Raw genomic sequence first — 21,002 nt, 5'->3', positions numbered from 1 at the left:
CTTTTTCAATTAATCGACCCTATACAATCTCGTTTTCTATGAATGATCTTTTAGCCAAAAGTAAAACAAGTGCCCTTTCTCTGATTGACAAAAATCGTATTCATTCTGAGCAGACATTGAGCTATCTGGATAAATACAATTTAAATACTTTTGGAGATCTGGATTGCGTCAATTCTAAATGCTACTTTGAAGGAATCGACAAAGACTTTTATTTACACTCAAAAGCTTATGAACTGGATTACGATCTAGAAAAAACATGGAATGGATACCTTAGTATTCCTCCAAACAAATCTTGGTGCGGAAGCAATCTCACCTTCTCTTTCGCCTACGACAATGACCCCAGAAAAGTATCTTATGCCGATGATACGTATTCTGGCATGAAAGATAATCAACTGATTTTTATTGTAATAAGATTAGTATTTGGATTATTTAAACTTGCTGTCACCCATTACGTGAGTAAAGTTTCCCATGAGAATAAAACCGTAAAACTGTGTTATGTAGATGGCGGAAAATCATCGGGCTCGCAGATCATAAAGTTTGAAAAGATATCTGAAAACAAAACACGTGTGACGCATAATACGCACTATAAAAGCGACTCAAAGTTTAGGGATGAAAAGCTTTACCCATTTCTTCACGAAATGATCATCAATCAGTTTCATAAAAACGTAAAAAAATATTTAGATTCTAAATAACGGAGCCGAGCTGGTCAGCAAGTTTTTGAACCAGCTTTTTCACTTTCATAGCATCCAAAATAAGAGACTCCTGTTCATCGGCATCATCTGAATTTATCATTTTCTCTGTGATGGCCATGTACTCACCCTCAAAACGTTCCTTTTTAATTCTCAGAATATTCTTATAGCTGAGTTCATCAAGACGTTCTACATAGGGTGGCACAAAAATCTCGAACTTTTGCCAGCTCTCACTTAATTCGTATAAGGGAGAGAGCCAGTTTACGACTTGTTGCTGTATCTGCTCGTCGGGATGAGAGGTAAAAAAAGACGTCGATGGAAGTCTTCCAGCATCATATTCCGCTCTATATAATTCTAATATTTTATTGAGTTTGGCAGACTGAAACTTAGTATCACCAATCTCATGCAGCACGTAATCTGCCAAACAAACCTCCTCGCCCGATTCTAAATCCTTTTCAATCACCTCTGTACCATGACATACCAAATCTTTAACAAATAACTCTTCTTTAAAAGAAATAGCGGTGAGTATATTGGCTTGCTCGGCAACAGCGGTAGATGGGGACTCGTCTGGAGAGCCCATAAAAAATTCTGGAGGAGGAAAATCGTTCTCATCAATTGGAGGCGGAAGGCTGTTATTCCTACTTTTCTGAGCGTCATTACTCCTTTTCCTGCCGATTTTATTTCCTTCCGTAATTAGAATTTCTTCGTCAATCTGAAGTAATGCAGCCACCTCCTGATAAAAAACTGCCCTTTTTATGGCATCAGGAATCTTGGTGATGGTACCTACCAAATCGCTTATTAAACCTGCCTTAAGAACGGGGTCATTCCCTACTTTCTCTAGACTTAATTCTGTCTTAAACCTGATAAAGTCTTTAGATGTTGTCTCTACATATTCCTTAAATTCCTCGTAGCCGACTTTTTGAACAAAGCTATCGGGATCTTCTCCATCTGGGAAAACCACAACCCTTACATTCATATCTTCCTCTAAAATGAGGTCTGTCCCTCTTAAAGAAGCGTTTATTCCAGCAGCATCTCCATCATAAAGTACGGTAATATTATTACTAAACCTCCTAATCAGCTGAATTTGCTCTTTGGTAAGAGATGTACCAGAAGAAGCTACCACATTCTCAATACCCGCCTGATTCAAGGAAACGACATCTGTATAACCCTCCACCAAATAACAGTTATCCTCCTGGCGAATGCTATTCTTTGCCGTATAAATACCATATACTATTCGGCTTTTATGATAGATATCAGTCTCTGGAGAATTGAGGTATTTAGGAGACTTGGGATTAACTTTTAAGATTCTAGCCCCAAAAGCGATCGGCTTGCCTGCTACATTATTAATAGGAAAAATTACACGTCCTCTAAACCTATCTATGGGGTCTTTATCTTCTCTAACAATGGTAAGACCAGCCTTTTCTAAAATAGAAAGTGTAAATCCATGCTTTATCGCATGATTTGTAAAACCATCCCAAGCTTCTAAACTGTAACCTAGGTTAAATTTGGCAATAGTGGCGTCATTATATCCTCGCTCCTTAAAATAACTATAACCAATGCTTTTTCCTTCTGAAGAGCTTAACTGATCCACATAATATTTCTGAGCGAACTCAGAAACTATAAAAAGACTATCTCGCTCGTTTTGAGCTAAAAGATCTTCATCAGTGTATTCTTTTTCCTGAATTTCAATGCCGTACCTTTTCGCCAACCATTTTAAGGCTTCTGGATAACTAAGTCCCTCCAAGTCCATTATAAAACGAACGGCGTCACCTCCTTTACCACATCCAAAACACTTATAAATCTGTTTTGTAGCAGATACAGAAAAAGAAGGGGTTTTCTCATTATGAAAAGGACAGCATGCTATCATATTGGCACCTCGTTTCTTTAACGAAACGAAATCTCCAACGACATCCACCACATCTGTGGCTTGAAGAATCTGCTGTATAGTCTCCTGAGGAATCATACCCAAAATTAATGCTTCCAAAACTATTTAGACCATATCAAATCTATAAAGTTATTCGTATAGCACCAATTGAAGTTAGCTTTAGCTCAATTTGGCAAGGTTATTGAATTATTATAGGTGAATTAAAACGGTAGTCTAATGACTAAAATATTATCAATCCTTATCATAGGGCTGACAGCAGTGCTTACAATCTCCTGTAGTAAAGGCACAGACGAAGTAAACCCTACACAGGAAGAACTATCCACAGAGGTTTCTAAATATACAGCAGGAATCTTAAACGATTACGCAGGTTTACAATTAGAACTTATTAAAGCGACTCCAGGCTACGAAGGTCCTGTAGCCGCCAGGTCCATGGCATATTTAGCCCTAGCGGCATACGAAACCGCCGTATCTGGCATGCCAACAAGCCAAAGCTTAAAAGCAAGCATTGAGGGTTTGGACAACTTACCAGAAATAGATAAAAGTCTGGAATACAACTGGCCACTTGCCATTAATTCCTCTCAACATACATTGATGAAAAACCTTTACGGAACCACCAGTGATGTTTATAAAACAAAAATGGATACGCTTAAAAAGAAATATGAGCAAATCTATAAAGTCGGTGTAGGAAGCGATGCCGTAGAAAGATCTATCAGATATGGAGCGGAGGTGGCTCAAGTCATTTGGACGCTATCTCAAAAAGACGGCGGCCATAAAGCATACGATAATAATTATCCTTTAAGTAATTCTGTTTTTAATTCGGCGGCATCTTGGAAACCTACAGGTGAGAAAACGAGACCGCTATTACCCAAATGGGGAGAAGTGAAAACCTTTACTTCGGCCAATAAATCACTCAAAGCCGCCGCACCAGAACCCTTTTCTTTTAAAGAACATTCTACCTTTTTTGATGAAGCTTATGAAGTTTATTTAACGTCTTCAAACTTAAATGATGCTCAAAAAGAAATAATGAATTTCTGGGAAATGCCTCCAAGCTCTGTAACGCAGGCTGGTAACCAGCTGGCCTTGGTGTCGAATCTTATTACAAAAGAGAACTACAAACTGGACCAAGCTCTAAAATTATACCTTAAGGTTACATTTGCCATGCACGAATCATACATCAGTTCTTGGAAAAGTAAGTTCAGCAATAATCTTATGAGACCTGTAACCTATATTAATCAGGCGATAGATCCACATTGGGTCGCTAGGCAAGTAGAGAATGCGGTCCCAGACTATACCTCAGAACAGGCCGCCGTAGTATCGGCCGTGGCTACTATTCTTGCGAACGAATTTGGCGAAGTGTATACTTTTGAAATTACTTCTCAGCACAATAAAGCCTTAAAAAGAGCCTATAAAAACTTTACCAACTACGCAAAAGAAGCAGAAGTGTCACCTGTATATGCGGGTATACATTATAGAATGTCTGTTAAAAATGGTGCTAGCACTGGCAAGGAGATTGCTAATAATGTTTTAAAATTAGATTTAAAAGCCCCAATTTCTGACAGTACCACTGTTTCTATAATGCGGTACTAAGCTTTCTCTGTAAATCAAAAACCTTTGGAAGCAAGACTTCATCTTCAATGATGGCGTGCTTCTTTAGTTCAGTTTCAAACTGAGATATTTGATTTAGAAAAATACGGAACGGCATCGGTAATTCGCTTTGGCTTGAATGTTTAAAAAGAATCTCATTCACCTCTGAAAGTTCATCTTCAATGGCATCATGATTTTCTTCAAAATGCTGAAGCGTATTTTTAGCTAATACTTGTTTAATTTTTTCTTCCGAATTTTCTGGTTCTATCAGCTCCTCTATATAAGGAAAGAGTATGTCATCTTCCATCCTCATGTGTTTAACGAGCTTATTTTTATACCCACTAAAAAAGTAGGCTAGACTGGATAGTACAACATGAGATTCACTATATCTAGAAGTGATATGAAGTAGAGATTGCTCAATTTCCGGCAATTTCTTCTTCAAATAATATTGATGAGAAACTTTCAAGAAACTGAGCAATTCTTTTATGGAAAAGCCCTCCATCTGGGCTATGATATCCGATTTTTCAAAATACTCGTGGAGTACTTCCTTTTTTTGAACACCCGTTTTATAGAAAGAAAGCTGGTCTGAATAAAAACTTTGTGAAATCATAACGCTGTTATTTTTTTACAAATATCCCCAGCCTTTCAAACTATAAATATGACGGTGAATAGGTTTTAGTTATAATTTACCCCAAACCTAAAAGCAGCAGGTCTGGAATTGTAACCATATATCTCCGTATACTTTTTATTAAAAACGTTTGTTGCAGATGCAAAAACACTCCATTTTTTTGTAAACTGGTATCTAGCGTTAATATCAATTAAAGAATAAGAATCTAGCGTAACATCCACTGTTTGATAAAGCTCAGAATCAAAGAACCCATCAGTTCTTTCTCCTATAAACTGATAATCTACCCCAAGAGTCAATTTCTTAGTTACCGTTACACCTGCACCTAAATTTATGGCGTGTTTCGGAATCCTGTTCAAATTATACTTTTGCTCTTCTTTGGATAACATGCTGTTATAACCATCTAAATAGGTATAGTTGCCCGTAATATTCACTATACTTATTTTCTGACCAATAGATACTTCCAAACCACTCGTTTGCTGCTCGTCAATGTTGTTATATTGACCATAAGGTGGTTCCTGTAGACTTAAATAGGTGACCTTATTTTTGTTCTTTCGATCAAACCAAGCCAACTGTGCAGACGATCCTGTGCTGGTATTATTGACTTTTAAACCTATCTCCAAATTTCTTGAAGTTTCTGGCTTTAAATCTAAATTTCCGTATGGTGAGTAAAGCTGATAAAGTGTTGGATTTTTATAACTTGTAGCTAAAACTCCATAGACAGTCATTACTTCATTAGGCCTATAAAATGGATTCAGTGAGTATGAAAAATTGCTTTTATACTCCGAGTGAATGTTTAGTCTTCCACCAATCTCAATACCAAGTTTATCGTTTGCCGCAAGTTCCACCGCTGAATAAGCACTGAAATTATTAATGCTAGCGTCGTCATGTAATAAAGGGACGTCCTCAAACGGCCCATAAGAACTTACAGAATAGTAAGTCTGAGCAATACTTTGGGCTCGGTAGTCTATTCCTAGCAATACCTTAATATTGTCGGATGGAAATAACTGAGAATACAGATCAAAAAAGGAAGATTTACTTTCGTAAGTGGAAAAAGAGTATTTAGCAAAAGCGGAGGCAGGAACATCTGTGGAGTCATCTTCAAACTCTCGTTTAACATTAGAAGCGTTGATATTTAAATGAACTTGAAATTTCTCTTTAATCCAGTCTGCTCCAGTTCCTAATTGAAAGTTTTTTGAATCAAAAACATAATCCTTATCATCTACAAAGGCTCCTGCATCTAAATCGGCCGTGTAATTTGTTTGTCTAGCAAAGGCTCTAATATTAAAATCTCCAAACTTTTTAGACAGCTGAGCGTCAAAATTAGTTTTGTCAAAACCATCATTTTCGGGATCTGGCGAATCCGAATTAGCTGAAGAAAAACCGTCGCTTTTTATTTTAGTAAGGCCGATATTGTATCCAATGCCAGCCAACTCTCCTCTAGATCCTACCCCCAAGTCTAGGGTATTGAAACTACCATAACTAAGTTTACCATAAAGAGATACTTTCTCTGTAGATTGTTTTTTGGATATGAAATTTATGACACCAGCCACAGCATCTGACCCATAAAGTGTGGACTGTCCGCCCTTTAAAATTTCTATCCTTTCAATATTTTGAAGATTGATTAGGTTTAGATCAAAGTTTCCTTCTGTAGATGAAGGGTCATAAAGCGGTGCTCCATCCATTAGAATAAGTGTTTTACCTGAACTGGCCCCTCTTAAAAAGATACTCTGAATACTTCCGAGAGTTTGGCCTGCACCTACTACATTTAGTCCCACTTGTTTTTGTAGTAAATCTGAAACAGACCAGCCAGCATGAGCTTTTATGAGAGAATCGTTTATTATGACCATTGACTTGGTCAATTGGGAGGTTTTCTGCGGCAACTTTGTAGTAGTCACAGTGATTTGTTCCAGCGTTTCCTGTGCCATCACAGAGCTAGAAATTAAGCATACGATAAGTACGCTTTTCTTTAAGAATTTAAACATTGATAAAAGTTTTGCTCAATCTATCGATTGAAATAAAAAATTGACTTCCGCTCATCAACAGCTATCTACCGTAGCAGTATTGAAAAGAATAATTTTAGGCAGGTCTCCTGGCTCGGGGTCACTTGATTTTTCCTTCCCAATACGCCATTTTGGTATCAGTGGATAGTGGTCTCAAGTATTGACTCCTTACAGTTGCGGTAACAGCTCATGCATTGAACATGATTCCCTATTAAGCGTCTTGAACTTTGGATTCAAAAGCACCAAAAACTGCCGCAAAACTACGCTAATTAATATCAATGCTCTCAATAAATTCTAAATGTTTTGTAATAGCAAAAACCCTTGTATATCTTGTTCATTATTTTCATTAAAACGCCAATTAGAAATGCTCGAAGAACTAAGTTTAGACAAAACCGCAGAAAAAAACATCAAAAAGTGGCTGAAAGGAAAGTATGACGACGAAACTAAGGCCACTATTCAAAAATGGATTGAAGAGAAAAACATCAATCAACTGACAGATTCTTTTTATAAGAATTTAGAATTTGGAACAGGTGGAATGCGAGGCGAAATTGGCGTAGGATCAAACAGGATGAATAAATATACTGTAGGTGCTGCCACTCAAGGATTAGCAAATTACCTCAACCAATGCTATCCTGAAGGTGATATTAAAGCCGCTATTGCTTTTGACAGTAGAAACTTTTCGCCTGAGTTTGCTCAAATAGCCGCCGACATATTTTCTGCAAACGGCATCACGGCATATCTCTTTCCAGAACTAAGACCTACGCCGCAGCTGTCTTTCACTGTGCGTGAACTAGGCTGCCAAGCAGGATTGGTAATTACGGCTTCTCATAACCCTCGAGAATATAACGGTTATAAAGTATATTGGAATGATGGCTCTCAAGTAGTGGCTCCACATGATAAGAGCATTGTGGAAGAAGTAAATAACATCACGACCGTTAGCAAAATTAAATTCCGAGGGGTAAAAAAACGCATTAAAATTATTAAACCTGCCTTAGACAAAAAATATCTTAAAGCCGTAAAAAGTATAAGCGTCTCTCCTGGCATTAACAGAAAACAATCTGACCTTAAAATTGTTTTCTCTTCTATCCATGGCACTGGAATTACCATGGTACCAGCGGCATTAAAACAACTGGGTTTTGAGAATGTCCACATTGTGGAAGAACAAGCAAAGCCTGATGGTAACTTTCCAACAGTAGTTTATCCAAACCCTGAGGAGCAAGAAGCCATGAGCCTATCCCTGAAAAAAGCGAAAGAAATAGATGCCGATTTGGTTATGGCAACTGACCCAGACGCTGATAGAGTAGGAATGGCTGTGAAAGACCCTAGCGGTGAATGGCAATTATTAAATGGTAATCAGGCAGCTAGCTTAATTATTTACTACTTACTAAAAGCATGGAAGAAAGCTAAAAAACTGACTGGAAATGAATTTGTGGCTAAAACCATAGTGACCACGGAACTAATTGATGCCATGGCTGCCAAGTCTGGCGTTAAATGCTATAACACCCTAACCGGATTTAAGTATATCGCTCAGGTTATAAGAGAGACTGAAGGTAAGGAAACGTTCATTGGCGGTGGTGAAGAGAGCTATGGTTATCTCATTGGAGACAAAGTAAGAGATAAAGACGCGGTGGCTTCTTGTGCTATTATAGCAGAGTTAACGGCTTATGCCAAACACAATGGCAACAGCTTATTTGACTTCCTTTCAGAAATGTATTTGCAATACGGATTCTTCTACGAAGGTCTTATTTCTGTTACAAAAAAAGGTAAATCTGGAGCTGAAGAAATCCAGCAAATGATGGCTGATTTTAGAGCTAATCCTCCGAAAGAATTAGCTGGTTCTCCAGTTATCAGGATGGATGATTATAAAGCTTTAACCAGAACTAATTTTGTAACCAAAGGAATTGAAAATATACAAACGGGTCTTGGAATTGAGAGCTCTAATGTACTTCAATTCTTTACAGAAGATGGCACTAAATTTACCTGTAGGCCGTCTGGAACGGAGCCCAAAATTAAATTTTATGTGGGCGTAAGAACAGAGCTAAAGCGTAAAGAACTTTATAATGAAACGCTTGAGTCCTTAAAAAAGAAAGTCAACGACATTAAAGAAGAACTTTCTCTAAACTAAAATGACTAAATGGCTTCTTAGTATTTTCTTTTTATGGCCTTGTGTAAAATTGGTCGCACAGGAATCTAAGAAGCCTCCTAGTTTTTATATTGCAAAAATAGAAATATCAGGAGAAGCAGTCTTTCTGGACTCTATCCTCAATACCGATTATTACCACAACAACCTAAAAGTTATTTTTCAGGATAACAACCTTAATTCAGACTGGAAATATCGTCTTTTTAATATGGAGGTGGTCAGTGCCCAAAGCACGGAATGGAAAGCCATCAAGGACTCTGAAGTCAACATTCTCAACCTTTATCCTGGAAAATATGAATTTCAAATATCAAAACTATCTGATGGTATCCTTAAAAAGGAAATGAGTCTTAAAATCATTGTTGACAAGCCGTGGTACAGAACTTGGTGGTTTTGGGCTTTAGGTTTTTTTTGCGTTTTTGCTATTTTATATAGTCGAGAAAAAGCCATTAAGAGTCAAGAAGAGGAAGAACAGGAACAGCAAAAAAGAATTATTGAACTAGAATTAAGGACACTCCAGCTACAAATGAATCCTCATTTCATATTTAACGCACTGAATTCTATTCAGAGTTATATTATGAAAAAAAACACTTTTCTAGCCAACGACTACTTGACAAAATTTGCTCTTCTTATTAGGATGTTTTTAGACTCCTCTAGAAACAAATATATAACCATTTCTGAAGAGCTTCATCTTCTCCAACTTTATATAGAAATGGAGAAACTTAGATTCGAGAATAGTTTCGAGTATCATATTTATGTAGACCCCGATTTAGATAAACTTATAGAAATACCGACCATGGTACTTCAGCCCTTTGTAGAAAATAGTATCAATCATGGACTTAGATATAAGAAAAAAAAGGGTACCTTAGAAATACGCTTTGAAGAGTCTGAAAATATCATTACCTGTACCATAAAAGACGATGGCGTGGGAAGAAAAAGATCCAAAGAAATACAAACAACATCAAGAAAAGGCTATATTTCTCAAGGCCTAAAAATTACAGAAGAGCGTTTGGAAACCTACAACAGAATTAATGAAACGAATATTGAATTTTCATTAAACGACGTAGAAATACCAGATGGATTAACAGATATAGACCTCGGCACAATAGTTACTATAAGATTTCCTAAAACAATGGAATAATGCACACTTGCGTACTTATTGATGATGAAAACAGGAGCTTAGACACCTTAAAAACTATTATTGATAATTACCTTGAAGATAATTTAAAGATTCTAGGCACTGCCAATTCTGCAGAAGAAGGATTTAAACTCATTTCTGAAACCAATCCACAAATAGTTTTTCTAGATATAGAAATGCCTCATAATACTGGCTTTGATATGCTAGAAATGTTTGACGAAACCAATTTCGAAGTCATTTTCACAACTGGTTTTGACCAATACGCCATTACAGCCATAAAATTTAACGCACTAGACTATCTTTTAAAGCCTATAAACATCACAGAGTTACAGATGGCTGTAAAAAAAGCCATTGAAAGAATTAATACCATCTCCAGTGCCAGTCAAATTCAAAATTTACTGAGCAACATGAAAACACCTAAAGATCTTACCAATAAAATCCCTTTGCCTATAACTAACGGTCTTGAACTGGTACAGGTAGGTCACATTATACATTGCGAAGCGGCCCAGGACTACACTATAGTTTCTTTGGTTGACAAAAGAACCGTTTTAGTTTCTAAAAGCATCAAGTATTTTGAAGAATTATTAAGCGAGTATAACTTCTTTCGAATCCATCATTCCCATCTTATAAATAAAATATATATAAAGAAATACATTAGAGGAGATGGTGGGCTTATCCTTACAGATTCGGGAAAAGAACTACCGGTATCTCGAAGAAAAAAAGCCGAATTTCTGGAATGGCTTAGTACTTAAAAAAAACAAAAAGGCAAATAAGTCCACCACTTATTGTTCAGACACTACCAGTTATCGAATCACCCTTGATTTAGTCGATGTTCCGCAATATATTGGAGACGTATTATAAAAACACGTCTCACAAACTTGAAGATTAAAAGTTCAGGAAATAAATTGCTACCTAATGAATAGGCTCTTACAAATAAAAAAAATTTCACCGACAACAAGCAAAAGTACTAATCCTCTAAATACTAAGGATAAAGGTACTTTATCATCACAGAATGATATGCATATAAGAGTGGCTGGTCGTAAAAAAATCGTCAATCTTAATGACATTATCTATTTACAAAGTGCTAAAAACTATACGGTTTTTAGGCTAAAAAATGGAAATGAAATAATTAGTAGTAAAACGCTAAGAATTTTCGAAGAAGAATTAGAAAATGTGGTAAACTTTGTAAGACCACACCGATCATTTATGGTAAATTTTGATCATGTAAAAGATTTAAGATTTAACTGTCGAGGAGGAGAAATATACTTGAAAGACGAAGTCATAGAAATATCAAGAAGAAAGGCTGCGGATTTCAGAAAACAATATAGGAGATTTTTATCTGCCAGCGGTTTAAATGCAGGCTCTACTATAAGAATGAAAACGAAGAGAAAGATCTCCGTTTAAAAAATCATTAAAGACAATTTTTACTTTTTGGGTTACGAATAATGAAGTACTGTATAATTCAGTACTTTATTTTTTTTATAATAGTAAAAACTTATTGAGTGGCATTACCAGCTGAAAAACAGTGATTCCACAACAATTTTTCATATCTATCAAAGCCTCTTTAATACGCTTATTTAGGGGAAATCATTGCTATATTCAATTCATTCGCTTATTTTCGTAGTCTAATTTAGAATTTAACTAATAGTTTATAAAGATTTTTTTCCTGACAAATTTAGCGAACAAATAGACCCGACAGCTTGTTGGGTTTTATTTTGTCAGAGGAAGTTTTTTTTATATTATTCCAAGAAGCTCGTTGGTCTAATTGTCTATTGCTATAGATTCCTCTAATTTTGAATATCTCAGAAAAAATATGTCAGAAGTAAGTATCATTAAATACAATGCTGGAAATGTTATGTCTGTAATGTACGCCCTTGATAGAATAGGAGTATCTTACAGATTGACAGACAACCCAGAAGAACTTTCCTCAGCAGAAAGAATTATCTTTCCTGGTGTAGGCGAAGCGTCAACGGCTATGAAAAGTTTAGTTGACAATGGATTAGACAAACTAATACCTACACTTAAACAACCATTCTTAGGAACATGCGTGGGCATGCAACTACTCTGCAACTACTCAGAAGAAGGAGACACTAACTGTCTTGGAGTTTTTGATGTAGACATTATAAAGTTCCCTAAAAAAGAGCATCATAAAATTCCCCAAACCGGCTGGAATAATATTTTTGATTTTAAATCTGAATTGCTTTCTGGCATAGAAGAGCATAAACATGTTTACTACAATCACTCTTTTTATGCTCCTTTATGTAAAGATACGGTAGCTACTACTGACTATATTTTGCCTTACTCTGCCATTTTACAAAAAGATAACTTTTATGCCTGTCAATTTCACTCTGAAATAAGTGGAGATGTAGGTGAGCAGATTTTTCGAAATTTTTTAAACATAAAGAAATAAATGTTTCAGATAATTCCTGCCATTGATATTATAGATGCCAAGTGTGTCAGACTGACCAAAGGAGATTATGGCACAAAAAAAATATATAACGAGAATCCTTTAGAAGTAGCCAAAGAATTTGAAGACAATGGCATTACCCGCTTGCATCTTGTAGACCTAGACGGAGCTAAACTAAAGAAAGTTGTTAACTATAAAGTTCTAGATCAAATAGCCACTCATACCAAGCTAACCATTGATTTTGGTGGCGGGGTGCAGTCAGACGCTGACCTAAAAATGGTTTTTGATTATGGAGCAGCTCAAGTTACTGGAGGCAGCATTGCGGTTAAAGACCCCGACTTGTTTAGCTCTTGGTTAGAAACTTATGGAGGAGATAAGATTATTCTTGGTGCTGACGCTAAAAACGAAAAAATAGCCATAAGTGGTTGGGAAGAAGACACACAGATGGATATATATAAATTTGTTAAAAGCTATATCTCTTTAGGTGCGAAATACATTATAAGTACAGATGTAGATAAGGATGGTCTTTTGGAAGGGCCTTCCTACCAACTATACAAGAACCTTAAACAGCAATTTTCTGAGACTCTTATAATTGCTAGTGGTGGTGTTGCAAATTTCGATGACATTGAAAAACTAGCAGCTCAAAACCTGTATGGAGTCATCGTTGGTAAAGCCATCTATGAAAACCGTATTTCGCTCGCCCAGATTAAGTCTTTTATTCTTCGAAAACATGATACAGTTTGAAAAAAGGAAGAATGATTTATTGTTAAGTAGCCAAAAAGACTTGCTTGATATTGATTTAATTCATGACTTTCTAAGCAAATCCTACTGGTCGCCAGAAATTCCTAAAAAAACTGTTTTAAAAGGGATAGAAAACAGTCTTTCTTTAGGATTATACAAATCTGAGATGCAGATTGGATTCTGCAGAATAATAACTGATTATACTACGTTTGCATATTTAGCAGACGTATTTATACTTGAATCTGAAAGAGGGAAAAGATACGCCAGATGGATGATGGAAAGCATTTTGGAAATTCCAGAATTAAATGGATTAAGAAGATGGTTACTGGCCACTAAAGACGCCCACAAACTTTATCATAAAGTGGGTTGGAATGAGGTAGAACATCCTGATTTCTTCATGGAAATAGTTAACAAAAACGTCTATAAAAACAAAGATTAGAAGATGCTCACCAAAAGAATAATACCTTGTTTAGATATTAAAGAAGGACGGACCGTTAAAGGAACTAACTTCGTAAACCTAAGGGATGCTGGAGACGCAGTGGAACTGGCAGATATGTATGCCAAAAGCGGTGCTGACGAACTTGTTTTTTTAGATATTACCGCCACTGTAGACGGAAGAAAAACGCTTTTAGACTTGGTAAAAAAAGTGGCACATACTATCAACATCCCATTTACTGTAGGCGGTGGTATTAGCTCAGTAGCCGATGTTTCTGCACTTCTTAATGCTGGTGCAGATAAAATTTCAATAAATTCTTCCGCTGTAAAAAACCCTACGCTTATCGGAGAATTGGCACAGGAATTTGGTTCTCAGTGTATCGTTGTGGCTATTGACACAAGACATGTAGATAAAACCAGACATGTGGTTCACACTCATGGTGGCAGAACTCCTACAGACCTTGAAACCATTTCATGGGCTAAAGAGGTGGAAGAAAGAGGGGCAGGAGAAATACTTTTAACCTCAATGGATGCAGATGGCACAAAAGATGGTTTTGCCATAGCACTGACTTCTACTATTTCTAGAAATGCAGGAATCCCCATAATAGCATCTGGAGGTGCGGGTAATATGGAACACTTCTACGACGTTTTTACAGCAGGATATGCGGATGCCGGCCTAGCCGCCTCCATTTTTCACTTTAAGGAAATTGGGATTCCAGAACTTAAATCATATTTAGATACTAAAGGTATATCTATGAGGCTTTAAGTATGACAAAATAGCCGATACATATAGCTTGGCATTAAGCTTGACCTTTTAAGAGTCCATAAGATATTTGAATATCAATTGCTTTTTTGTACATTAATTAATGACAGAGTGGCATGTGAGGCATAAGAAAAATTACTGAATGAATAAAGATTTTGAACTATTGGAACAATTTGCCAATCGTGATACGGATTTGGAAAACGTAGAGATGATTGAGATAGCTTCACCAGACGAAGTGATGGAAAGTGATGAAAACCTTCCAGAGAACCTGCCTTTATTACCCTTAAGAAATACCGTACTGTTTCCTGGCATTGTTATTCCAGTTACAGTTACTCGAACAAAGGCCATAAGGCTTGTTAAAAAAGCATATAGGGGGGATAGAACCCTCGGGATAGTATCTCAAGTTAAACAAACCAAAGATGAGCCTACCGGAGACGATCTTTATAAAATCGGCACAGTAGGAAATATCCTTAAAATGATAGTGTTGCCAGATGGCAATGTGACCATTATAGTACAAGGACGAAGAAGGTTTAAGATTACAGAAATCCTAAAGACCAACCCGTTCTTAACAGCCTCTGTAGCATATATAACTGACACATTTCCGAATGCTAAAAAGAAAGAGACCAAGGCATTGATCTCTACTTTGAAAGATACTGCAGCCAACATCCTAAATCTTAATCCAGAGATTCCTAGAGATGCCCAAATGGCTATTAATAATATAGAATCGCCTATTTTTTTAACTCACTTCCTATCTTCAAATCTAAATATTAGTATTGCTGAAAAGCAGCTTCTATTAGAAACATATGATGGCGGAGAGCAAGCTCATAAACTTTTAGAGCACATGCTCAAAGAAGTAGAAGTTCTTGAAATAAAGAAAGACATTCAATCAAAGGCTAGTTCAGATATAGACCAACAGCAGCGGGAATATTATTTAAGACAACAAATCAAAGTACTTCAGGAAGAACTAGGTTCGGATTCTCCCGATCAGGAGATTGAAAGACTTAGAATGAAAGGAGCCAAGAAAAAATGGCGTCCAGAAATCAACGAGCATTTTAATAAAGAACTTAATAAAATTCAAAGGCTAAACTCCATGGCTCCAGAATATAGCATGTCTGTAGGATATGCTGAACTTCTATCAGACTTGCCTTGGAATGAAACCAGTGGAGACAACTTTAACCTTAAAAGAGCGTCTAAAATTCTTGATGATGACCATTATGGACTAAAGAAAGTTAAAGAGCGTATTATTGAATACTTAGCTGTATTGAAGTTAAGAAATGACATGAAGGCTCCTATTCTTTGTTTTTATGGCCCTCCTGGTGTTGGAAAAACCTCTTTGGGTAAATCTATAGCAAAAGCACTTGGGAGAGAATACGTAAGAATGGCACTCGGTGGTATTCATGACGAATCAGAGATTAGAGGACATAGAAAGACTTATATCGGAGCTATGCCTGGTAAAGTCATTCAGAACATCAATAAAGCGAAAAAATCAAATCCGGTTTTTGTTTTAGATGAAATTGATAAAATTTCCAGGGACCACAGAGGTGACCCTTCCAGTGCATTACTAGAAGTGTTAGATCCTGAGCAAAACAGTGCTTTCAAAGACAACTATCTAGAAGTAGATTTCGATCTTTCTAAGGTGTTATTCATTGCCACAGCCAATTCTCTTGACACCATTCAGTCTGCTTTGAGAGACCGAATGGAAATCATTGAATTAACCGGTTATACAGTCGCAGAAAAGGTAGAAATAGCTAAGAGACATTTACTTCCTAAGCAGTTAGAAGAGCATGGCTTAACGTCAAAAGATTTGAAGCTCAATAAAGATGCTTTTGTAACACTAGTAGAAGGTTATACTAGAGAGTCGGGTGTAAGAGCCTTGGAGCAGAAAGTTGGAACGGTAGTTAGAAAAATAGCTAAAGCCATAGCTCTGGATGAAGAATACAAAACCAACTTAAAAGGTGACGACATCATTGAGCTACTAGGACAGCCTATTTTTGACACAGACCTCTACGAAGGAAACGAAATGGCGGGTGTAGTAACAGGTTTGGCTTGGACTCCGGTAGGTGGAGACATTTTATTCATAGAATCCAATTTAAGCCGAGGTAAAGGAACGCTAACCCTTTCTGGTCAGCTAGGTGATGTCATGAAGGAATCTGCTATGACAGCCCTGTCTTATCTTAAGGCTAACTCTGAAGAACTTAAAATAGATTACAGAACTTTCCAACATTACGACCTCCACATACATGTCCCTCAAGGTGCAGTTCCTAAAGACGGGCCTTCTGCTGGAATTACGATTTTAACGTCAATGGCTTCCATTTTTACGCAAAGGAAAATAAAAAATAACTTAGCCATGACGGGAGAAATTACCCTTAGAGGCAAAGTGCTTCCTGTGGGTGGTATTAAGGAAAAAATCTTAGCGGCCAAAAGAGCCAATATTAAGGAGATAATACTTTGTTATAAAAACAGAAAGGATGTAGAAGAAATTGGTGAGGAATATACTACAGGTCTAACTTTCCATTATGTAGACATCGTGGATGATGTTCTAGAAATAGCTCTGTTAAAAACCAAGGTTAAAAATCCAATCCATTTTATATTACCTGCCGAAAAGCAAGAGAAGTAATTTTAGCAAAAGATTAAAACAAAAAAATAGACTTCTCATTAAATGAGAAGTCTATTTTTTTTAATCGGATTAGGCTATCTTTTATTCTTGAAAAGCTATCAAATCCATTAGGATTTTTTGTGCCTCCACAAGGTATAGATCATTCGATCTGTCGTCGCCTTCTTTCGTTTTTCTTAATTTCTTGATGGCCGAAATCACTTCTTCGTTATCTGTCTTTTCTTTGAGCCTTACTTCATAATTAAGGGAATACTCTTTTATTTCTCTTTGCCTTTTATAAATCTCTATATCCTCTATAAGAAGTTTCATATCTTCATCATTTGCCAGCCTACTATTATATTTCTCCAACACCGCTGCCAAGACCTTATTCGTTATCACGTTCTGATTCATAAATGTAGAACTCGAAATCTGATCATATGGAAGAGCACTTTCCATGCTACTTTCACCCATTTCATCAGCGTTCCATGGAGTTGGTAAGGCGATGTCTGGAACAACCCCCTTGTTTTGGGTGCTATTTCCAGTAATTCTATAGAATTTCTCCGTAGTTAATTTTAACTGCCCATATCGTTCCTCTTCCTCTAGACCGTTAGTAGAAGCACCTTTTCTAGAAGCTACTTTTGGCGATAATAAAAATTGATCAAGATTTACCAATTGCTGTACAGTTCCTTTTCCGAAAGATTGCTCTCCCACAATCAAACCTCTATTATAGTCTTGAATAGCACCTGCAAAAATCTCAGATGCCGAAGCAGAGCCTCTGTTTTGGAGGACAAGTAATGGTCCAGCATAAGAGACCGCTGAATTTTTATCTTCTTCCACATCTATGCGTCCTCTACCGGTTCTTCTCTGCACTACTGGACCATTCGTGATAAAAAGTCCTGTGAGCTCAATAGCCTCTGTTAATGAACCTCCTCCATTATTTCTAAGGTCAATAATAACACCATCTAACCCTTCTTTGTTAAAGTCATGAAGAAAAGCATCTACATCCTTTGTGGTACTCTGAAAATCAGACCCGCTTCTTGCTCCATCAAAATCTCTATAAAACATAGGGATATCAATGAGTCCCATTTTAAATTTCTTGCCATTCTGCTCTAGCTCTAGAATTTCAGAAGAAGCCACAGCCTCTTCCAATTTAATTTTATCTCTTACTATTCTTACCTCTCTAGGTTCAGAGTTTACAGGAGCATTCTTGGCTTTTAAGAGCAATCTTACGACAGTTCCTTTTTTCCCTCTGATAAGATTTACGGCGTCGTCTGTTAACCAACCTACGATATCCTGAAAGTCACCATCATCTCCTTGTGCCACTGCAAGTATGTAATCATCCTTATTAGACTCTTGAGTTTTAAATAACGGTCCTCCAGGAATGATATCCATTATCATGACATAATCATCACTATTTTGAAGTCTCGCTCCAATTCCTTCTAAAGACTGGCTCATATCAATGTTAAACTGGGCAGCAGTACTTGGAATCATATAACTCGTATGAGGGTCAATAACTCTTGTAAAAGAATTCATGTAGGTCTGGAAAACGTCTTCTGACCTCCATTTACCTACTCTAGACTCATATCTTTCAAACCTCTTCTTAAGCGTACTTACTATCGCACTATCAGAACTACCACTCAATTTTAAGCTCAAAGCCTGACTTGTAATGATCTTGTCCCATTCCGCATTCAATTCCTCTTTAGAAGAGGCCCAGGTTTTGCCTTCTTCGTCTACATTATAAGTAGCGTTTGATGTAAAGTCAAAAGGTTTATCTAGGTAAGTCATCACATAGTCAAACCGCTCTTTATATACTTTCCTATAGCTATTAAATACCGTAAATGGAATATCAAGATCACCAGATAGAAGTGCATCATCAATGAGGTATCTATATTTCTCAAATTCATCCATCTCTGACTGTGTAAAGTAAGAATGTCCACCATCTATACTTTCAATCATGTTATCAAAAACCTTAGAAGACAATTCATCGTCTACCTTAAATTTCTGATAGTGGTAATTATTTAAAAATTGTGTAACAAACTGCTCTACCTTATGCTGCGTTTCCGAAGGTGTTAAATCTTCATATCCATACTTATGGGAAGTTTCTTGACCAAAAACAAAAGCACCTAAAAGAAGCACTCCGCATGTTAAAAAAATCTTTTTCATTCTTTTTCTTAATAGGTTGAATAAGAAAACATCATCTCTTATTTAATAATTTCTAATAACTCCACTTCAAAAATCAAAGCAGAATTAGGGCCAATTTTTCCTTGCCCTCTTGGACCATAAGCTAAATCCGAAGGAATAAATAGTTTCCATTTAGAGCCTTCTGGCATTAATTGTAGTCCTTCTACCCATCCTTGTATGACCTGAGTCACACCAAATGTAGCAGGAGAACCTCTCTCCACCGAACTATCAAAGACCGTACCGTCAATAAGCGTTCCGTGATAGTGTACTTTGACCTTTTCCGTACTTAAAGGTTTCATGCCTACTCCTGCAGTAATAATCTCATACTGGAGCCCGCTAGGTGTAGTAACCACTCCTGCCCTAGCTTTATTTTTTTCTAAAAAGGAATTTCCACTTGCTAAGTTTTCATTTCCAATTTTAGAAGCGGCGTTTTGAAAATAATTCTGAATAAATGCTCCGCAATCTGGAGATGGTATCATTAATTCATTTGATTTCAACACATCCTCTATCGCTTTTGATAAGAACGCCATATTAGGTTGTAAGTTCTGAGATTTTAAGCTTTCTCCAATATTAACACCTATGGCATAACTCAAAGAATCTAATTCTGAATTTAATTTAACCTGTGCGTTAGAAAACACGCTTTGAAATAAAAAGAATGTTACTAATAGAACTACGAGTGGTTTACTCATTTTAATAATTGAATTGGTTTATTTTATTTTTTGAATCTATAGATTTACTATTACTTAACACAATAAATGGCCTAAAAATTACGCTATCACAAAAATACTTTTAAGGTATTCATTAACATTTTGGTACAGTTTTTGAATTTTCTTAATCAATACAAATGCAAATTCATGATAAAATCAATTTTAAGTTTTCCTGTGCAAGTGTTTCAGTATATCTCAAATACTTTAACTAAAATTAAAACGACTAGCAAGAACCCCTTACAGCTAAATGTTCTTTCTTTCAGGAGTTTAATTAACGCTGTAATAGTAGCTTCTGTTATATATGCCTTGTACTACTTCATGGAGCCATTTGGCATAAAAGAGTATGCATCGCAAAATAAAACATTGCTCCTTATCATCTCTGCTTCCGCTGGGTTTTTAGGCTTTCTAATTGCAGATTTCTTCCTTCCAGCCATATTTAGGAGCTATTTTAAGATTTCAAAATGGGATATTTCAAAAGAAATATCACTCCATATATTGAGGTTTTTCTTTGTGGGCTTGCTCGTAATGGTTATAGGAAATCAAACAGGATTAACAAATTTTAACTTACCACTCTTTCTTTTGCAGTTTACTGGCATTGGTGGACTTATAGGAATTGTTCTTGCTTTCACCAGAGAAAAATTCCTCAGAAATCTTTTCCAGACCAAAGCTGATGCCGTGAATGAAAGAATTCAAAACTATACCCCAATACAAAACAATGGAAATGCATTTCCAGTTATGGTATTCTCAGGGTCAAATGATAAAGTTAGTTTAGTACCAAATCAGCTTATTTCTGTTAAAATGGATAAGTATAAATCTGATTTAGTTTATCAAAATATTATTGGGACAGTAAGCAAAACATTAGATATAGCCTCTACCGATGTTCTAAAAGAAATATCTTCTTATGGTCAATTTATACAGTTAAGACAAAATCACTTTGTGAACGCTCAAGCTGTTTATAGAGCAGAAGCCAATGCGGCAGGATATTTTGTGCATATAGCCAAGTACGCTCACCCTATGAGCATTCCTAAAAAGTATCAAAAAGTGTTAGAAAAAATATAATTTCTTGTTGTCACAGTAGAAAGAGGCTGTCTCATAAATATGAGATAGCCTCTTT

General features: G+C 36.4%; 17 protein-coding genes and 1 riboswitch. Of the genes, 12 read left to right on the top strand and 5 right to left on the bottom strand.

Annotated elements, in window-relative coordinates; all coding sequences use genetic code 11:
- The first annotated feature begins 38 nt into the window (after positions 1 to 38).
- A complete protein-coding gene (locus ACSBFT_RS23300; protein ID WP_489602651.1) occupies positions 39 to 692 on the top strand; it encodes a hypothetical protein in 654 nt (217 codons plus the stop codon).
- On the opposite strand, the gene dnaG is transcribed toward ACSBFT_RS23300, so the two are convergent.
- On the bottom strand, positions 685 to 2,673 hold the full coding sequence (gene dnaG, locus ACSBFT_RS23295) for a DNA primase (protein ID WP_489602650.1): 1,989 nt from the start codon (positions 2,671 to 2,673) through the stop codon (positions 685 to 687). The genes ACSBFT_RS23300 and dnaG overlap by 8 nt on opposite strands.
- A gap of 117 nt (positions 2,674 to 2,790) precedes the next feature.
- On the opposite strand from dnaG, the gene ACSBFT_RS23290 reads away from it, so the two are divergent.
- Positions 2,791 to 4,161, top strand: a complete 1,371-nt coding sequence (locus tag ACSBFT_RS23290; protein WP_489602649.1) for a phosphatase PAP2 family protein — start codon at positions 2,791 to 2,793, stop codon at positions 4,159 to 4,161.
- Here ACSBFT_RS23290 and ACSBFT_RS23285 read toward each other — a convergent pair.
- Together ACSBFT_RS23285 and ACSBFT_RS23280 are read right to left on the bottom strand one after the other, a co-directional pair.
- Positions 4,145 to 4,768, bottom strand: a complete 624-nt coding sequence (locus ACSBFT_RS23285) for a hemerythrin domain-containing protein (RefSeq protein WP_463048585.1) — start codon at positions 4,766 to 4,768, stop codon at positions 4,145 to 4,147. The genes ACSBFT_RS23290 and ACSBFT_RS23285 overlap by 17 nt on opposite strands.
- 65 nt (positions 4,769 to 4,833) lie before the next feature.
- On the bottom strand, positions 4,834 to 6,768 hold the full coding sequence (locus tag ACSBFT_RS23280; protein WP_489602648.1) for a TonB-dependent receptor plug domain-containing protein: 1,935 nt from the start codon (positions 6,766 to 6,768) through the stop codon (positions 4,834 to 4,836).
- A gap of 80 nt (positions 6,769 to 6,848) precedes the next feature.
- Positions 6,849 to 7,048, bottom strand: a riboswitch (cobalamin riboswitch).
- 102 nt (positions 7,049 to 7,150) lie between these two features.
- On the opposite strand from ACSBFT_RS23280, the gene ACSBFT_RS23275 reads away from it, so the two are divergent.
- From ACSBFT_RS23275 to lon, 9 genes are all read left to right on the top strand, one after another.
- The gene (locus ACSBFT_RS23275) at positions 7,151 to 8,911 is read left to right on the top strand and encodes a phospho-sugar mutase (protein WP_489602647.1); all 1,761 of its coding nucleotides are present in this window, start codon (positions 7,151 to 7,153) and stop codon (positions 8,909 to 8,911) included.
- Between the two features lies 1 nt (position 8,912).
- Complete coding sequence (locus ACSBFT_RS23270) at positions 8,913 to 10,064, top strand: sensor histidine kinase (RefSeq protein ID WP_489602646.1); 1,152 nt, start codon at positions 8,913 to 8,915, stop codon at positions 10,062 to 10,064.
- Positions 10,064 to 10,813: a LytR/AlgR family response regulator transcription factor gene (locus ACSBFT_RS23265; RefSeq protein WP_489602645.1), complete on the top strand. Its 750-nt coding sequence runs from the start codon at positions 10,064 to 10,066 to the stop codon at positions 10,811 to 10,813. Before ACSBFT_RS23270 ends, ACSBFT_RS23265 begins: the two co-directional genes overlap by 1 nt.
- A 163-nt stretch (positions 10,814 to 10,976) precedes the next feature.
- Complete coding sequence (locus tag ACSBFT_RS23260; RefSeq protein ID WP_463048590.1) at positions 10,977 to 11,465, top strand: LytR/AlgR family response regulator transcription factor; 489 nt, start codon at positions 10,977 to 10,979, stop codon at positions 11,463 to 11,465.
- A gap of 409 nt (positions 11,466 to 11,874) precedes the next feature.
- Entirely contained in the window at positions 11,875 to 12,471 is a 597-nt protein-coding gene (gene hisH, locus ACSBFT_RS23255; RefSeq protein WP_489602644.1) for an imidazole glycerol phosphate synthase subunit HisH, read from the top strand.
- Entirely contained in the window at positions 12,472 to 13,212 is a 741-nt protein-coding gene (hisA, locus tag ACSBFT_RS23250; protein WP_463048592.1) for a 1-(5-phosphoribosyl)-5-[(5-phosphoribosylamino)methylideneamino]imidazole-4-carboxamide isomerase, read from the top strand. It begins immediately after the preceding gene.
- A complete protein-coding gene (locus ACSBFT_RS23245; protein ID WP_489602643.1) occupies positions 13,199 to 13,648 on the top strand; it encodes a GNAT family N-acetyltransferase in 450 nt (149 codons plus the stop codon). The genes hisA and ACSBFT_RS23245 overlap by 14 nt, the downstream gene beginning before the upstream one ends.
- A gap of 3 nt (positions 13,649 to 13,651) precedes the next feature.
- A complete protein-coding gene (gene hisF / locus ACSBFT_RS23240; protein ID WP_489602642.1) occupies positions 13,652 to 14,410 on the top strand; it encodes an imidazole glycerol phosphate synthase subunit HisF in 759 nt (252 codons plus the stop codon).
- A 139-nt stretch (positions 14,411 to 14,549) separates the two neighbouring features.
- Entirely contained in the window at positions 14,550 to 17,024 is a 2,475-nt protein-coding gene (gene lon / locus ACSBFT_RS23235; protein ID WP_489602641.1) for an endopeptidase La, read from the top strand.
- Positions 17,025 to 17,105: 81 nt separating this feature from the next.
- On the opposite strand, the gene ACSBFT_RS23230 is transcribed toward lon, so the two are convergent.
- Together ACSBFT_RS23230 and bamJ are read right to left on the bottom strand one after the other, a co-directional pair.
- Positions 17,106 to 19,163, bottom strand: a complete 2,058-nt coding sequence (locus ACSBFT_RS23230; protein ID WP_489602640.1) for a carboxy terminal-processing peptidase — start codon at positions 19,161 to 19,163, stop codon at positions 17,106 to 17,108.
- 38 nt (positions 19,164 to 19,201) lie between these two features.
- Positions 19,202 to 19,870, bottom strand: a complete 669-nt coding sequence (gene bamJ / locus ACSBFT_RS23225; RefSeq protein WP_489602639.1) for a BamJ family beta-barrel-assembly machinery protein — start codon at positions 19,868 to 19,870, stop codon at positions 19,202 to 19,204.
- A 165-nt stretch (positions 19,871 to 20,035) separates the two neighbouring features.
- Between bamJ and ACSBFT_RS23220 the strand changes: the two genes are divergently transcribed.
- Positions 20,036 to 20,947, top strand: coding sequence for a hypothetical protein (locus ACSBFT_RS23220; protein WP_489602638.1), 912 nt, complete (start codon positions 20,036 to 20,038; stop codon positions 20,945 to 20,947).
- The last annotated feature ends 55 nt before the right edge of the window (positions 20,948 to 21,002 follow it).

Source organism: Arcticibacterium sp. SM2516 (genome assembly GCF_057914865.1).
This window is presented reverse-complemented; position numbering and strand designations above follow the sequence as displayed.

Excerpts from the sequence above, each read along its gene's own strand:
- ACSBFT_RS23300 (WP_489602651.1), top strand. The coding sequence starts at position 39 with ATGAATGATCTTTTAGCCAAAAGTAAAACAAGTGCCCTTTCTCTGATT.
- ACSBFT_RS23290 (WP_489602649.1), top strand. The coding sequence starts at position 2,791 with ATGACTAAAATATTATCAATCCTTATCATAGGGCTGACAGCAGTGCTT.
- ACSBFT_RS23285 (WP_463048585.1), bottom strand. The coding sequence starts at position 4,768 with ATGATTTCACAAAGTTTTTATTCAGACCAGCTTTCTTTCTATAAAACG.
- ACSBFT_RS23280 (WP_489602648.1), bottom strand. The coding sequence starts at position 6,768 with ATGTTTAAATTCTTAAAGAAAAGCGTACTTATCGTATGCTTAATTTCT.
- ACSBFT_RS23275 (WP_489602647.1), top strand. The coding sequence starts at position 7,151 with ATGCTCGAAGAACTAAGTTTAGACAAAACCGCAGAAAAAAACATCAAA.
- ACSBFT_RS23270 (WP_489602646.1), top strand. The coding sequence starts at position 8,913 with ATGACTAAATGGCTTCTTAGTATTTTCTTTTTATGGCCTTGTGTAAAA.
- ACSBFT_RS23265 (WP_489602645.1), top strand. The coding sequence starts at position 10,064 with ATGCACACTTGCGTACTTATTGATGATGAAAACAGGAGCTTAGACACC.
- ACSBFT_RS23260 (WP_463048590.1), top strand. The coding sequence starts at position 10,977 with ATGAATAGGCTCTTACAAATAAAAAAAATTTCACCGACAACAAGCAAA.
- hisH (WP_489602644.1), top strand. The coding sequence starts at position 11,875 with ATGTCAGAAGTAAGTATCATTAAATACAATGCTGGAAATGTTATGTCT.
- hisA (WP_463048592.1), top strand. The coding sequence starts at position 12,472 with ATGTTTCAGATAATTCCTGCCATTGATATTATAGATGCCAAGTGTGTC.
- ACSBFT_RS23245 (WP_489602643.1), top strand. The coding sequence starts at position 13,199 with ATGATACAGTTTGAAAAAAGGAAGAATGATTTATTGTTAAGTAGCCAA.
- hisF (WP_489602642.1), top strand. The coding sequence starts at position 13,652 with ATGCTCACCAAAAGAATAATACCTTGTTTAGATATTAAAGAAGGACGG.
- lon (WP_489602641.1), top strand. The coding sequence starts at position 14,550 with ATGAATAAAGATTTTGAACTATTGGAACAATTTGCCAATCGTGATACG.
- ACSBFT_RS23230 (WP_489602640.1), bottom strand. The coding sequence starts at position 19,163 with ATGAAAAAGATTTTTTTAACATGCGGAGTGCTTCTTTTAGGTGCTTTT.
- bamJ (WP_489602639.1), bottom strand. The coding sequence starts at position 19,870 with ATGAGTAAACCACTCGTAGTTCTATTAGTAACATTCTTTTTATTTCAA.
- ACSBFT_RS23220 (WP_489602638.1), top strand. The coding sequence starts at position 20,036 with ATGATAAAATCAATTTTAAGTTTTCCTGTGCAAGTGTTTCAGTATATC.